We start from the raw sequence: 14,562 nt of genomic DNA, 5'->3' as shown, positions 1-14,562 counted from the left end.
CGTGACCAGCGAGCACAACACCGCCGTAACGCGATCCTCGATCCAGGGGGCGATCACCATCGCCGCGATGAAGCCGAGCACCACGCTGGGCAGGCTGGCCATCAACTCGATCGTCGGCTTCACTCGGGCCCGCACGCCGGACGACAGGTAAGCGTTGCTGAACACCGCCGCCAGCAAGGCCAACGGCACTCCGATAATCATCGAATAGAACGTGGCCTTGAGGGTGCCAAACACCAGCGGCATGAAACCAAACTTTGGCTCGACGTCATCGCTGCCGGCGGTCGATTGCCAGATGTTCTTGGGCGAGGAATAACCCTCGTACCAGACGGGCAGGAAGAGCGTGCTGAACGAGACGTCAAAGTGCTTTAGATCGACGATCCAGCGTCGCGCGCCGGACGGCGTGATGGCGAACATGCCATCGGCCTTGGGCGCGAGCGCCAGGGCCGAGACCGGTTCCGACTTGGAACCAGCGCTGACGTTGAGCAGGCGCTGGCCGCTGGTGACGAAGTAGACCTCGATCGAACCGTCCAGCGCCCCAGCAGCCACGACGCGGTTGCGCGCCGAGTTCGCCAACGTGGTGATCGGAGCGCCTTGGGACCGTAACACCCGCGCTTCGACCAGCTTGGCCACGGCGCCGGTGGCGTGGGACTCGACCGGATCAATCGCGCGGAACCAGGCCGACAGCCGCCCGGTCGAATCGCCGACCAGCAACGTGCCGCGCCCCAGGACGAAATGCAGCGCCGTCAACTTGGCATTGTTCTGAGGCGTCAAATCGAGTTCGGCAACGACCTCGGGCTTGGCCAAATTGCGCGTGTCGTATTGCACGCTCCGGCCATCGTCCCAGGCTAGATAAACCGCATCGCCGCGGCCGGCCAGCTTGATGAACTTGGGCGCGTCGCCGCTGCCCGGAGGGGCCGGCAGCTCGCCGGTCGAAACCACATACGTGTTCTTGCCGGTCATCAAGTTCTGGCGCACCGTGGTCGACAGCAGCCGCGTCTTGCCGTCGGCCGAGAACGTGCAGAACTTTGGACTGCTCCCTTGAACCAGATGGTCGATCAGGACGATCGGCGACGGGGCGGCCGCCTTGATCGCTGGCTCCAACTGGATGTCGGGCGTCACCAGCCGGAAGTGTTCATGGTCGAGTCGTTGCAGCAGCCCGCCCCGAAATGGCACCAGTTGGTCGCCCTGTTGGTCTTTGACCGCCGCGGCCACGGCTTCGGCAGCCAGGAACTCGGACTTGAAGCCGAGCCGGCCAAAGCGAATCGTCCCGTCGGCCATGCCAAAGGCGACACTGTAATCCCCGTCGGGCGAAACCGAGATAGCCGTCGGTTGCTCGTCCCCCAACAGCTTGAGAGTGTCGATCGTCTGGCCCGTGTCGGCGCGGAACACGTGCAACGTGCCGTTATGTTCGAGTGTCCAGCCGAGCAGTTGATTCTCGTCGAGCGCCACGCGCCACGGTTGACCAGCGCGGGCGATCGGGTCGACCTCGCTGGGCGTGTCCAGCGAGGGGCTCGACGCCAGCGGAAGCGCCACGGTCAGCAACTCGAAGCAGACCAGCAGCACGGCCACGATCGTCCCGATGCCGCCGATGGTGATCAACAGCCGTGCGGCGGTATCGGCGATCTTGACCTTGGGGCTGGTCGTTCGCTTGCGCGTGATGCCGGTGAACGACTTCTGAGGACTGTCCATGCGCGCTGGGTTTGCCAAACCAAGTGTTTTTCAGCGAGAGGGTTTCAATTGGACCACACCGCCCCCCGGTTTGTCGACCGCCCAAATGACGATTTCTGGGACGTGCAACATCGCCGTGCTAACAGGGTTAAAACAATTCGGGCCAGCCGCGGCGCAACCTGTTTCGGCACTTGGTCGAACCCAGGCAAGGCGGCGACTGGCCCGACGTTTATTCCTGGCCCGTGCCGACGCACTCGTTGCTTATTGGGCCGACGTTATGCCCAATGCGTCAAACGTCTTGCGGACCATAAAGCCCGTGGCCGGCAAGTAGCCGTCCCTCAAGACGTCCTGCTGACCTTGCTGGCTGAAGATGTAGCGGATGAACTCGCGCTTGACCGGCGGCAGGGCGCTACCGGGCTTGTGATTGACGTAGATCAACAAGATGCGGGTCATCGGATACTCGCCGCTGTAGGCGAACTCAGGCTCGGCCGGGACCGGAGTGCTGTTCAAGTCCTGGGCCAGCGGGACGGCTCGCACGTCGGCCGTCTTGTAGCCGATGCCGCTGTAGCCGATGGCGTACTTGTCGCTGGCCACGCCCTGCACGACCGACGAGCTGCCCGGCTGTTCCTTGACGGTGTTCTTGTAATCACCCTTGCCGAGCGCGTGTTCCTTGAAAAAGGCGTAGGTGCCCGACGCCGAGTTGCGGCCGTACATGCTGATGGGCTGGTTGGCCCATTCGCCGGTCAGGCCTAACTGGCCCCAAGTGCGAATCTCGCCGCCGTGGCCCAGCTTGCGAGTCTGGGAAAAGATGGCGTCTACTTGGGGGAGCGCCAGCTTGGCGATCGGATTGTCCCGATGCACGTACACGGCCAGCACGTCAATCGACGTGAGCAGGGGCAGCGGCTTGTAACCGTACTTCTTCTCGAACTCGTCGATTTCGCCGCTCTTCATTTCGCGGCTCATCGGGCCAAAATCAGCCGTGCCCGCGATCAGCGCCGGGGGCGCCGTGGCCGAGCCCTTGCCTTCGACTTCGATGGTCACGTTTGGGTAAATTCGGCGGAAGCCTTCGGCCCACAGTGCCATCAAGTTGTTCATCGAGTCCGAGCCGATGCTCTTCAACGAGCCCGAGATGCCTTCGACCGGCGTATAGGCGGGAATCTCGGCGTCGAGCTTCACCTCGGCAGCTTGTACCGACCAAGGCCACAGCAGGCCCGCCAAGGCCAGTAACCAGAACTTCTTCATGAGACGCTCCCTCCGAGTGAACTTGAATGGTGCTTTTCCGTATACGATTAGTGTAGAGGGACTATTTTAGCTGGCTACAAGACGATGGTTAGAAATGAGTGAGCGACGCTCGCGCGCCAATTCGCCGCCGCCCGGTTACAACTCACTTAACCGCCGCCATTTGCGAAACGGGCAATCGAATCGTGAACGTGCTACCCCGGCCAAAGACGCTCTCGACCGTCACCCGCCCCTGGTGGACGTTCACAATGTGCTTGACGATCGACAGCCCCAGCCCGGTTCCCCCCAGCTTGCGGCTGCGGGCTTTATCAACGCGATAAAACCGCTCGAAGATGCGCGGCAGTTCCTCGGCCGGGATGCCGCAGCCCGCGTCGCGGACGTTGATGCATACCTCATCTCCTTGCGCCTCGGCCGAGATGTGAACCGTGCCGCCGGGCTCGCTGTACTTGATGGCATTGTCGAGCAGATTGACGACCGCCTGGCTCAACAGCGCGCCGTTGACCTGGGCCATCAACTCGGGTGAGCAGGCCACCTTGAGTTCGATCCGTCGCTCGGCCGCTTGCGGCTGACAGGCCTGCGTTGCCGACTCCAGCACCTCGGCCACCGGCGTATCGATCAACTCGATGTCTTCAGCTTCTTCGCTCTGCTCGATCTTCGAGAGCTGCAACAAGTCTTCGATGATGGCGTGCATCCGTTCGGCTTGCTTGGCGATGATTCGTAGGAAGCGTTCGGCATCGGCCGGCGACTGTAAAGCACCGTCAAGCAATGTTTCGACGAAGCCCTTGATCGAGGTGATCGGCGTCTTCAATTCGTGCGAGACGTTGGCCACGAAGTCGCGACGGATGTTTTCCAACCGACGAAAATTGGTCACGTCGTTCAGCACGACAACGGCGCCGACGTTGTGGCCGCGTCCATCGCGCAGCGACGTGCCGTGCGCTCGCAGCACGCGCTCGGGCTGAACGTGGATGACAATATCCCCTTCGACGGGCTCGCTGGCTTCCAAGGCCCTCGTCACGACGTGGCGCAATTCGACGTTGCGAATCACTTCTTGCAGGGTGCGCCCCAGCATGTCGGCCTGATCAGCTTCCAGGAACTCAGCCGCCGCCTGGTTGACGCTGATGATCCGCTGCTCCATGTCGACGGCCAACACCCCTTCGACCATGCTGGCCAGCACGGCTTCCTGCTCGTTGCGCTGGCGGACGATGGTGCGAATGCGTTCTTCGAGCTGACGCGACATGCTGTTGAGCGATTCGGCCAACTCGGCCATTTCGGTCGAGTCGGGCACTAGCATCTGGTAGCTCAAATCGCCGCGAGCCAGGCGCTCGGCCGCCAGGCGCATCTGCTCGACTGGCTGGCTGATGCGGCGTGAAACCATCCAGCCCAGCACCGCGACGATGGCCGCGACAATCAGCCCACCCAGCCAGAATTGCGAGCGCAACTCTTGTTTTTGCGTGTTGACGGCCCCCTGCCCCAGCGAACAGCGCATCGCGCCGACGATCTTGCCGTCGCGGCGCATGGGCAGCGCTTCGTAGATCATCCATTCTTGCAGCGTGTTGCTATAGCGAACCGAGTGCCCTATTTCGCCGTGCAAGGCCGCGGCCACCTCGGGCCGATTGCCATGATTGTCCAACGGCAATCCGGCTTCGGTGTCGCAATAGACCTCACCATCGGACAAGACGATGGTGATGCGGACGTCGGTAGCGCGGGTGGCCGACTGACAGATGCCGGTCACCCGGGCTTGATTGACGCTGTCGAGCGGCGTCTCGATCAGGCTGTCAAGCCAACGGGCGTCGCGCGCCAGCGCGTCGCGCACCAACTCGCCATAGAACCGATCGAGCGAATGCGACGCGAACCACCCCACGGCAACCAGCGCGACCAGCGTGATGCCCAGGTACGAGGTGTAAAGCTGCCAAAGCAGCCGCCGCTTTTTCATGGACTATTTCTTGAACCGATACCCGACGCCGCGCACGGTCTCGATGTACTGGCCATACTCGCCCAGCTTCTTGCGCAGCCCGGTCACTTGCACGTCCACAGCCCGTTCCGTGACCGGATAGTCCTCGCCACGAACGGCGTCAACGATCTGGCTGCGGGTGTAGGCCCAGCCTGGCTTCAAGGCCAGGAAGTGCAACAGGCGGAATTCGGTATAGGTCAGTTGCAGCGGCTCGCCCTGCAGCGTCACCTCGTGCCGGCCCGGATCGATGACCAGCTCGTGAGCGCGGATCGGCTGCTGCGAATCGGGCACCGTGCCCGCCTTGCGGCGGAGCACCGACTTAATCCGGGCCAGCAGCACGCGCGGGCTGAACGGCTTGGTGATGTAATCGTCGGCGCCCAGTTCCAAGCCCGTCACTACGTCGGCCTCTTCGCTCTTGGCCGTGACCATGATGACCGGAATGTGCTTGGTCTTGGGGTCGCTCTTCAGCGCGCGACAGATTTCCAACCCGTCGACGCGCGGCAGCAGCACGTCCAACAAGATCAGCTCCGGCAGCGTGTCTTGCGCTTCGCGCAAGGCTCGCTCGCCCGAGGCGACGCAGTTCACCCGGTAGCCTTCTTTGGCCAGGTTGTAGCGGACCAACTCGAGCAAGTCTTCTTCGTCATCCACGACGAGAATACGCTCTCGCGTCATAAGTCGGTTTCTTTCAAGAAGTGCGGCGTTCGATCGGTTTTCAACTAACACGGGTGGCGTCTCCCAGCCAGAACGTGTCGAAAATGCCCGATGCATTACATACCACTTCTTGATTAGCCAAATATTAGCGCGGCGTATGAACAGCGCTCGACGGTAGCTTTATTCTAACCGTCGACAGAAAATCCGGGAAGCATTGCCCAACAAGAGCTTGCGCCGGCCCTCACAGGTGGGGTTTTCGCCCCCCAGTTTACTCGTTGACGTAAGTCTCGAGGAACCGGGCCAAGCGGTGGAAATCGCTCTCCCGTTCCACGTATCGAACCACCGTTACCAGGGTTTCCTGGTCGACCAGTTGAGTGAACGGCACATAATGCAGCTCCAACTGCCCGGTGATCGAGACCATGACACCGCTTAGTCCCTTTTCGACCAACGCCCGATAGGCCCCCACGCCAAGCTGGCTGCCCAACATCACGTCAAAGGCGTGCGGTCGGGCACAGCGGACCTCGTAGCCCAATTGCAAGCCGGTCACCTTGCGCGAGCGTCCGGTTTGCTTCTTGTATTCGTCCATCACCAGCTTGGCGAAGGTGCGTCCCAAGTTGACCTGGGAGATCGAGATGTGGCCATGCTCGTCGCGGGGAATCCCTTCCAGGTGCGACTGAGGCAGAAACTCGGCAATGCCCTCGGCCATCACGATCACGCCGAACTCTTTCCCTTCCTGCTGTTCGCGAACCGTCATGGTTTGCACGATCCGCTTCACGACTTCATCGACCTTCATCACGGGGCGCGTCTTGGTCTTGCCCGTGGCCGGGTCGGTGATGGTTTCCTCGTCACGATACTTGCCGTGGATGTCTTCGACGCTGATCACCAGGCTGGCCTCGCCGGCAATCGCCGCCCCATACGCCAGCCAACCGGCGCTGCGCCCCATCGTTTCAGTCAGAAAGTAAGTCCGGCCGGCTTCGGCGTCGGCCAACAGATTGCGAATCTCGCCCGCCAGGGTGTCGACCGCCGTGAAATAGCCGAACGTGAAGTCGATGCCCATGTAGTCGTTGTCGATCGTCTTGGGCAAGTGTACGACCGGGATCCGCTTCACGTCGGCCGGCAAATGTTCCTGGAACATCAGGAACTTGTTGGCCGTCTTCAACGTGTCGTCGCCGCCGATCGACACCAGGGCGTCGACCCCCAGCGAAACCAGTGCGTCGTGCACTGTCTTCAACGGCTTGATGCGCTCGGGGTCCTTCAGGTGGTCCGGGTGCGAGACGTGCTTGCCTGGGTTGGCCCGCGCCGTGCCGATCATGATTCCCTGACTGTTGCGTGTGCGGCGGAGCATCTTGTGATCGATCATCACATAGTCGCGCCCCTCGGCCAGCGGCTTTCCTGCCGAGTATTGCACCAGGTTCGAATAGCCGTGCATGACGCCGACCACTTCGATGCCATTGCGCAAGAACGAGACCGCGGCCGTCGAGATGACCGCGTTGGCGGCCGGGGCCGGACCACCGGCAAACAAGATGGCCACGCGACGAAGCTTGCTGTCAACCTTGGGGGGGCGTCCGAGAGTGTTGCTGCTCATGATTCCGTTTCACGATAAAGGGTCAAAACACGCCGCCTGCCGCGCCTGGCGGGGCCAGTGCCCGCGGGCGACGATTTCTGGGCGGCGCGCTTTTCGGGCAGCCCAGACGTGCGAAGATGTCAGTCGAATGAAGCCGGCAATGATACCAAGTCAGGCGGGTTTGCTGAACCCGGGGGAGGCGTTTGGGCATGGCACCGTTGTTTCTCCAACGAAAACGGTGCGTTCGTAGACTTGACCAATAATTGGCTTGCAACGCCCACCACCCAATCCAGTAGAATTGAGGAACCAGCCACTAACACCATCAACGGAGTGATCCCAATGGGCAGTTTTCTTGAACAACTTAAAGACCAGGCCATCCAAATTAACCAGCAGGCGAAGGCGAAACAGATCGCCGAACAACAGCGACGAACGGCCGATCGAGCCCAAGCACAGGCCACTGAGGAACAGCGAGCACGAGCCGACGCCGCTACTCACCGTATCACTAACAACGTCGTCGAACGAATACTTGGCGACGTGCAAAAGATCAGCCACGGTCACGGTGACTACGGCGTGGCGCAGCCATACCACAACACGCTTACTTCTGACTACAACTCCGCGGGCCAAGCACAAATCGACGTCGCGGTGACCCCCACTAGCGACGGCAAAGTCAGCATGCAATGTTGGGTACGGACCGCCAGCAATCCACTGCACGAGGTAAGCGGTGAAGTGAGATGGCAGAGCGTCGTCTACACAGTTGACCCCGCCGCCATTGACGAACAAGTCATCGGCGACTGGTTGGAAATCCAAATCCAGCAGTGCTTCAACCTCTACCACGAGATCGCGAGCAACTCTCCCCGCGTGCTTTATAACGGCCAGCCGGTGGACTAGGGCCATTGACCGGGGCTGGGGGTTATCCCCTTTTTGGTCCCCGCTGCTACGACCACTTGTCCGAACGACTCCAAGCCGGTGGAATGCTCTGAAGTGCGTTTATTCGCCCTGTTCATTTATCTTTCCCCGCCCCCAAGGAGAGAAAGCATGTATTACGAGGTGCATGAAGCTCAGGCCAGCGTGCTTAACCAGGTTGTAACTTTAGGTGGATCAGGTTCGCTGTTTAACTGGTACGTCTATTCAAGCAACGGGATCTTGCTTGAACAAGGAACCGAGGACACCGAAGACGAGGCAGAACAAGCTGCCCAAGACTACATCAACGACCACGAAGGGGACGAGGACGAAGGGGATTCTGACGACGAATAAAAGGGGTGCGGAAAAGAGGATCAGCACCATTTCTAAGCATCGCGCGACGATGCGCTCTTGCGCGGACGCCCGCGAGGATTCATCGTGTATTGCAGGCCCAGCCGTTTGGCCGTCCGCTGACGCCACAAATCGCGCCGAACGGTTGGCTGCGTATTACCTCCATGCGAAGCGCCGTGAGTTCGCGGTCGGTCTGGGGTACCGAACGACGAAATGAATTTCCAAGAATCAAAGGGACAAATCAGCTTCCTTCCCCCCTGCTACCCTCGCCCTTGCTCCCTGCGCATTTCCGTCGTGACGTCGTGTCGTCGTGGTTAAATCCGACTGATTCTCGAACCAGTTCGTGTTCGTCGCCCGCCCAGCTTGACCGGCGGTAACTGGTCGATGACATTAGAGTTCTGCCGCTCGCCTGCCCGTTGATCCCCGCCCAAGATTCGAGCGGCCCGACGACCCGCCCCCGCCCCGGGAGTTTGCCTGCCATGCTTGCGCGTTGCGTTCGTTCGTCCCCTGCCACATTTCGCCTGGGGCCAGTCTGCTTTCTTTTGCTCGCGCTCGTCGCGACCGCCCGGGCCGAGAATTGGCCCGAGTGGCGCGGGCCGCACGAGAACGGTATTTCGAGCGAGAAGAACACGCCGGTTCGATGGTCGAAGTCCGAGAATGTCGCCTGGCGGCTCCCCATGCCTGGCCCGGCCGGCTCGACGCCGGTCATCTGGGGCAACCAGATTTTTCTCACCTCGGCCAAGGAGCAAGACCTGCTGCTGATGTGCATCAGCACCCAGGGAAAGCTGCTATGGGAGCGCACCGTCGGCACGGGTGACGAAGCGGTCCGTGGCGACGAGGGGAACATGGCTTCGCCGTCGCCGGCGACCGACGGCAAGTTCGTGTGGACGCTGATGGGGCAAGGAGACCTGGCCTGCTTTACCACGGCCGGCAAGCCCGTCTGGCGTTTCAACGTCGGCCAGCGCTGGTCGCCGCTGAAGATCGCCTTTGGTCTGACCAGCACGCCGGTCCTGGACGGGGACCGCTTGTACGTGCAATTGCTGCACACCGACGGGGCGATCGTCGTCGCGCTCGATAAAAAGACCGGCCGCAACATCTGGGTCCATCAACGCAAGACCGACGCCACGGCCGAGTGTCTGCACTCGTACGCGTCGCCGATGATCTATCGAGACAAAGAGCGCGCCTACTTGCTGGTGCATGGCAGCGATTACATCACCGCCCACGATCTGAAAGACGGCCGCGAGCTGTGGCGCTGCGGCGGGCTGCAATCGAAGGTCAAGTACAACCCCACGCTCCGGTTCGTGGCCTCGCCGGCCGCGGTGCCGGGGCTGATCGTCGTGCCGTCGGCTAAGAACGGCCCGGTCCTGGGACTGGCCCCCGACGGCAAGGGAGACATCACCAACACGACGGCCGAGCATCGCTGGACCCGCGAGAAAGAAACGCCCGACGTTCCGTCGCCGTTAATTGTCGACGACTATGTCTACCTGTGCCGCGAAAACGGCGTGCTGATCTGTATGGACGCCAAGACCGGCGAAGAGAAGTACATGAAGCGGTGCTTCTCGGATCGGTATCGCGCCTCGCCCGTTTACGCCGACGGCAAGATTTACCTGGCCTCGCGCAAGGGAGTGATCACCGTCGTTAAGACGGGGCCCGAGTTCGAGGAGTTGGCCGTTAACGACATGGAAGAAGCGATCTCCTCGTCGCTGGCTCTGGCCAACGGCCGACTGTACATCCGCACGTTCGACGCATTGTACGCCGTGGCCGACAAGTCGGTGGCGGTCCAACGAGTGTATTCCGAGGACATTGGCGAAGACGAGTTGGCCCTGGCCGATGTTGCGACTTCGGCGGGGGACGCCTGGCGGCCGATCTTCAACGGCAAGGATCTGTCCGACTGGGTCGTCGAAGGAACCAAGGACTACGAAGCCGACGACAAGAAGCTGCCCATTTGGACGGTGCAAGACGGGAACATCGCCTGCGCCGGCGTGGGCTATGGCTTCTTGCGCTACGATCACGAGCTGAAGGATTTTGCCTTTCGCTGCGAGTACCAGATGGCCGTCGCCAAGAAAAAGTGCAACAGCGGCATCGGCATCCGCGGCACCAAGTTCACCGGACGTGTGGAAACACGGCCGTCATTCTTTGGCTATGAAATCCAATTGCTCGACGACGCGGGCGTAAAGCCGGACGATCACTCGACCGGTTCGCTGTACCGTTACGTGGCCGCGACGGCCAACCCCGTGAAGCCGGCCCCCGAATGGAACCGGTTCGAGGTCGAATGCCGCGGGCCACGAATCAAGATCACGATCAACGGTCAGACGATTCAAGACACCGACCAATCGACCGTCGAGGCGATCCGCGACAAGCCCCTGCAGGGGTTCCTGTCCTTACAGAATCACGGCGGCAAGATTGTGTTTCGCGGCGTGGAATTACGTGAATTTCTGGCGAAATAGGCCGGCGACCGCCCGACATCCTTCAAGCATCACTCATCCAGAGAAGCAACCTGCCATGTTCAAATCATCGCTCGTTTCGACGTTCACCCTCGTCGTGTTGTTAGCCGCTGTGCAAACGGCCAGCGCCGAGCCGATTGCCCTGCGCTCGCAAGAAATCGCCAAGGATCTGACGGTCGGGTACGCGGTGAGTCTGTGCGATGTGAACGGCGACAAGAAGACGGACATCGTCGTCGTCGATAGCGATCGGGTGCTGTGGTACGAGAACCCGACCTGGCAGCCCCAGATCATCATCAAGGGCCAGACCAAGCGCGATAACGTCTGCATCGCGCCGTATGACATTGATGGCGATGGGCAGCTTGATTTCGCCTTGGGGGCCGATTGGCGTCCGGCCGACACCAAGACCGGCGGCACGATTCAATGGCTCCGACGTTCGAGCGCCGGCAGTCAGTGGGAAGTTCGGCAAATTGCCGAGGAGCCGACCACGCACCGTATGCGCTGGGTCGACGTCGACGGGGACGGTCGCAGCGAGCTGGTCGTGCTCCCCCTGTTCGGTCGCGACACGACCAAGCCGAACTTTGCCGAGCAAGGGGTCCGCGTGCTGGCGTTTCGCATTCCGGCCGACCCGGTGGCCGACCGCTGGCCGATGGTCTCGCTGAATGACGAGATGCACGTGACGCACAACTTCTGGCCGACCGATTTGGACGGCGACCAGAAGATCGACCTGTTGGTCACCAGCTTTGAAGGGGTGAACCTGCTGCGCGGCACCAAGTTCGGCCCCTGGCGACGTACGCGGATTGGCGAAGGCAACCAGACTTCAACTCCCAACCGGGGCGCCAGCGAAATCAAGCGCGGGCGGCTCAAGAACGGCGCCGATTACATTGCCACCATCGAACCCTGGCACGGCTTTGAAGTGCTCGTTTACACGCGGCCCGAGTCGGGTCAGGCCGACGGGATGTGGCGTCGTCAGGTGCTCGACGATCAGTTGCAATGGGGGCACGCCGTCTGGTGCGCTGACATGGACGGCGACGGGGACGAAGAGCTGCTGATCGGCGTGCGAGACAACAAGAACGAGCAGATTCGCAGCGGCCTGCGCATCTACGATCCCCAGGATACGACTGGCCAGAAGTGGGAACGCCACTTGTACGAGCCTGGGGAAATCGCCATCGAAGACCTGGCGGCCGCGGACCTGAACGGGGACGGGCGCCCCGACATCGTGGCCTCGGGGCGACAGACGAAGAACGTGCGGATATACTGGAACGAAATCAAGTAACACCGCTTGGTTCTCTTCCTCAGTTTTCGACATTCGTCATCAGGTCATTCGTCATTCGGTTCCCGGTTGCAAGCGGGAGGGGGTTTCAGACGTGCGCTGTCGAGGGGTACGCGGTGCCACCACCGCCGAGAACAACACGCGCGAAGACATCCTGGCGGCGACGCGGCAGTTGCTGGCCCTGATGATTCGTCAGAACAGCATCGACCCCGCCGATCTGGCCAGCGCGTTCTTTTCGCTGACGGTGGACCTGAACGCCGAGTTCCCAGCTCTGGCGGCGCGGCAGTTGGGCTGGGGCGAGGTGCCGCTGCTGTGTACCCATGAACTCGACGTGCCCGGCTCGCTACGGAAGTGCATCCGGGTGATGCTCCACTGGAATACTGAAAAGCAGCCGAGCGAGATCGTCCACGTCTATATCAAGGGTGCCCAAAAGCTCAGGCCCGACCTGTCGAAGCTGCCGCCCGTCGATTGGGACGAGTTGGAGGCCTGGATCCAACACGAGCTCACGCAGCAGGCGTCGTCCAAGCGCTCTTGAAAGGCTCGCCACGGAGGCACTGAGACACGGGGGGGTTTCACGGAGTGGGAACAAGAGGTTTATTGGAAAAATATAAGCACCAATGTCCAAATCTCAATGACCAATAAATTGCCGTCGCAGTCATTACCTGATCTTGGTCATTAAGACTTAATTCCCCCTTCCCCTCTCATCTTCTCCGTGCAACCCTCCGCGTCTCCGTGCCTCCGTGGCAAGTCTTCACTCAAGACCGCGGATTCTGAAATCGTAAAGCCGCGCGATGTCGGCGGCCGACTTTTCCCGCAGATTCGTGAATCGCTGGCGTAGCGCCACCGGATCGTCCACGCCCAGCGCGGCCAGCCGGTTGAACTTCGCCGTCAGCAGCTCGTCGAGTCGCCCGCTCCGATTCCGCGCGTGCCCCTCGGGGTACATCACCAGGCCGCTCGACAACTTGCCCAGCGTGGCGTGCTCGATTTCGAGCAATGTCGGAATGCCGTCCGGGTACTTAGCGTCGAACTCCGGCCCGCCGTGCGCAAAATCAATCCGCTCGATCAGGCTCCGCGTCAGCGGATGGTCGAGCGCCGCGTCGTCGTAATCGGCTGGCATCAACATCAGTTCGCGCCAATCGGTGTGCTTCTGTTCGAACGCCTTACGCAGTAGGGTGGCAATGATATAGACCATCGAGTGATCCGCGCTTTGCCGAGTTCGCGGATCGCGCTTGGCCGGATCGCCGATGATGCTGAACGCCGGCTCGTAGATGCTGATCCGCACTCGTTGCAGCTTCGCCGGGTCGTCGAGCAACTGCGGGTGCTTGGTCAACAGATCGATCACTCCCTGAATCGCGCCGGCCGACTGGTGCTCGTATAAACCGATTTTGAAGTGCATGCCCATCACGGCAAAATCGTCGCCGGCCGTGGCCAGGGTCAGCTCGAACGGACTCTCTCCCTTGTGTGCCGGCTTTTGGAACAGACAGAAGATCGCCTCGGGATTGCGGAAGATGTCGGCCGGCCCGACAAAGCCGCGTATCGCTCGGCGCATGCTGGTGACCGCAACTTCGGCGCTGATGGCGGCCGACGCCCCCTTCGAATCGCTCAGTTGCTTGCCGTGTCGAATGGCCCGAAATGGAATGTAGTGGGCGACGACCAGACCGATGGCCGATTCAATCTGATCGACCGTCGCCCCCAGCAGCGCGCCATAGGTCACCGCCGACGCGATCGCTCCATGGACCACGTGATCGATCTTGTACGTCTTCAGCGAAAAGACTTCGGCCAGCCGGCCGCGAATCTCGTCCAATAACACCATGCCGCGCAGCGTTTGATGCCCGTCGAGCCCGCGCAACTGGGCCGCCGCCACGACGACCGGGTAAAAATCGTTGTGCCCGAACTCGCCGGCGGTGTGTCCGCGCTGGGCGTCGTAGCCGAAGTTCGTCCCGTTCGAGTCCCACTCGCGGACGGCCGACGAATTGGCCAGCACAGCCTTCTCGGGCATGACCAGGCGCGTCGAGCCGAACACCGGCACACCCTGCGGAGTCTGATACTCCAGCGCCTCGTCGCGCAGGATCGTTGGCGCTGACGCCCCAAGCTCCAGGGCCGACACGCCACAGGCGACGCTATCCAGGTGAAATCGCTCGACCATGTGGAAGACCGTCGGCGCCAGATCGCCCCCCATGGCCGCCACAAAATCGAGGGCATACTGAGCCAAACCGCGCGCTTGGTTGCTTTCGCGGTGCAAAGTCATCATGTGCTCGGTCATCAGGGGATCCTCTCAGTATTTCTCGCACGCCAGCGCGGCTCGAAAACCGCTGCTCAGCGAGGTATATTGTTACTATGTATGAGTTAAGTCGAGCCGCTTGCTCGACAAACACCTCTCCCTTTCAGGGAGGGGCTGGGGGAGGGTAAACGCGCGGCACAACGAGCGGCGCCGTGGACCCTCATCCGGCCTTCGGCCACCTTCTCCCGGCGGGAGAAGGGTCGAAGTTGTCCTTGTCCTTAGTCAGCAACCACCGGCAGAGCC

The 14,562-nt window shown here is 61.4% G+C and carries 10 protein-coding genes; 5 read left to right on the top strand and 5 right to left on the bottom strand.

Features of this window, described 5'->3' with window-relative positions; translation table 11 throughout:
- Positions 1-1,929 precede the first annotated feature (1,929 nt).
- From JSS27_13650 to JSS27_13635, 4 genes are all read right to left on the bottom strand, one after another.
- Complete coding sequence (locus JSS27_13650; GenBank protein ID MBS0209988.1) at positions 1,930-2,910, bottom strand: PstS family phosphate ABC transporter substrate-binding protein; 981 nt, start codon at positions 2,908-2,910, stop codon at positions 1,930-1,932.
- A gap of 142 nt (positions 2,911-3,052) precedes the next feature.
- On the bottom strand, positions 3,053-4,840 hold the full coding sequence (locus JSS27_13645; protein MBS0209987.1) for a HAMP domain-containing protein: 1,788 nt from the start codon (positions 4,838-4,840) through the stop codon (positions 3,053-3,055).
- 3 nt (positions 4,841-4,843) lie between these two features.
- On the bottom strand, positions 4,844-5,530 hold the full coding sequence (locus JSS27_13640) for a response regulator (GenBank protein ID MBS0209986.1): 687 nt from the start codon (positions 5,528-5,530) through the stop codon (positions 4,844-4,846).
- A gap of 247 nt (positions 5,531-5,777) precedes the next feature.
- On the bottom strand, positions 5,778-7,094 hold the full coding sequence (locus tag JSS27_13635) for a 6-phosphofructokinase (GenBank protein ID MBS0209985.1): 1,317 nt from the start codon (positions 7,092-7,094) through the stop codon (positions 5,778-5,780).
- 318 nt (positions 7,095-7,412) lie between these two features.
- Here JSS27_13635 and JSS27_13630 point away from each other — a divergent pair, with 318 nt between their 5' ends.
- The 5 genes from JSS27_13630 to aroH all read left to right on the top strand — a co-directional run bounded on the left by JSS27_13630 (position 7,413) and on the right by aroH (position 12,573).
- Positions 7,413-7,961: a hypothetical protein gene (locus tag JSS27_13630; protein MBS0209984.1), complete on the top strand. Its 549-nt coding sequence runs from the start codon at positions 7,413-7,415 to the stop codon at positions 7,959-7,961.
- A gap of 147 nt (positions 7,962-8,108) precedes the next feature.
- Complete coding sequence (locus tag JSS27_13625; GenBank protein ID MBS0209983.1) at positions 8,109-8,327, top strand: hypothetical protein; 219 nt, start codon at positions 8,109-8,111, stop codon at positions 8,325-8,327.
- A 476-nt stretch (positions 8,328-8,803) separates the two neighbouring features.
- Positions 8,804-10,771, top strand: a complete 1,968-nt coding sequence (locus JSS27_13620; protein MBS0209982.1) for a DUF1080 domain-containing protein — start codon at positions 8,804-8,806, stop codon at positions 10,769-10,771.
- 55 nt (positions 10,772-10,826) lie between these two features.
- On the top strand, positions 10,827-12,041 hold the full coding sequence (locus tag JSS27_13615) for a VCBS repeat-containing protein (GenBank protein ID MBS0209981.1): 1,215 nt from the start codon (positions 10,827-10,829) through the stop codon (positions 12,039-12,041).
- Between the two features lie 91 nt (positions 12,042-12,132).
- Complete coding sequence (gene aroH / locus JSS27_13610; protein MBS0209980.1) at positions 12,133-12,573, top strand: chorismate mutase; 441 nt, start codon at positions 12,133-12,135, stop codon at positions 12,571-12,573.
- 216 nt (positions 12,574-12,789) lie between these two features.
- On the opposite strand, the gene JSS27_13605 is transcribed toward aroH, so the two are convergent.
- Entirely contained in the window at positions 12,790-14,301 is a 1,512-nt protein-coding gene (locus JSS27_13605; GenBank protein MBS0209979.1) for an MmgE/PrpD family protein, read from the bottom strand.
- Positions 14,302-14,562 lie beyond the last annotated feature (261 nt).

It is taken from the genome of Planctomycetota bacterium, from assembly GCA_018242585.1.
Classification (GTDB): Bacteria; Planctomycetota; Planctomycetia; order Pirellulales; family PNKZ01; genus JAFEBQ01.
Note: the sequence above shows the minus strand (reverse complement) of the source record. Positions and strands in the feature narration are given on the sequence as shown.

Excerpts from the sequence above, each read along its gene's own strand:
- JSS27_13650 (MBS0209988.1), bottom strand. The coding sequence starts at position 2,910 with ATGAAGAAGTTCTGGTTACTGGCCTTGGCGGGCCTGCTGTGGCCTTGG.
- JSS27_13645 (MBS0209987.1), bottom strand. The coding sequence starts at position 4,840 with ATGAAAAAGCGGCGGCTGCTTTGGCAGCTTTACACCTCGTACCTGGGC.
- JSS27_13640 (MBS0209986.1), bottom strand. The coding sequence starts at position 5,530 with ATGACGCGAGAGCGTATTCTCGTCGTGGATGACGAAGAAGACTTGCTC.
- JSS27_13635 (MBS0209985.1), bottom strand. The coding sequence starts at position 7,094 with ATGAGCAGCAACACTCTCGGACGCCCCCCCAAGGTTGACAGCAAGCTT.
- JSS27_13630 (MBS0209984.1), top strand. The coding sequence starts at position 7,413 with ATGGGCAGTTTTCTTGAACAACTTAAAGACCAGGCCATCCAAATTAAC.
- JSS27_13625 (MBS0209983.1), top strand. The coding sequence starts at position 8,109 with ATGTATTACGAGGTGCATGAAGCTCAGGCCAGCGTGCTTAACCAGGTT.
- JSS27_13620 (MBS0209982.1), top strand. The coding sequence starts at position 8,804 with ATGCTTGCGCGTTGCGTTCGTTCGTCCCCTGCCACATTTCGCCTGGGG.
- JSS27_13615 (MBS0209981.1), top strand. The coding sequence starts at position 10,827 with ATGTTCAAATCATCGCTCGTTTCGACGTTCACCCTCGTCGTGTTGTTA.
- JSS27_13605 (MBS0209979.1), bottom strand. The coding sequence starts at position 14,301 with ATGACCGAGCACATGATGACTTTGCACCGCGAAAGCAACCAAGCGCGC.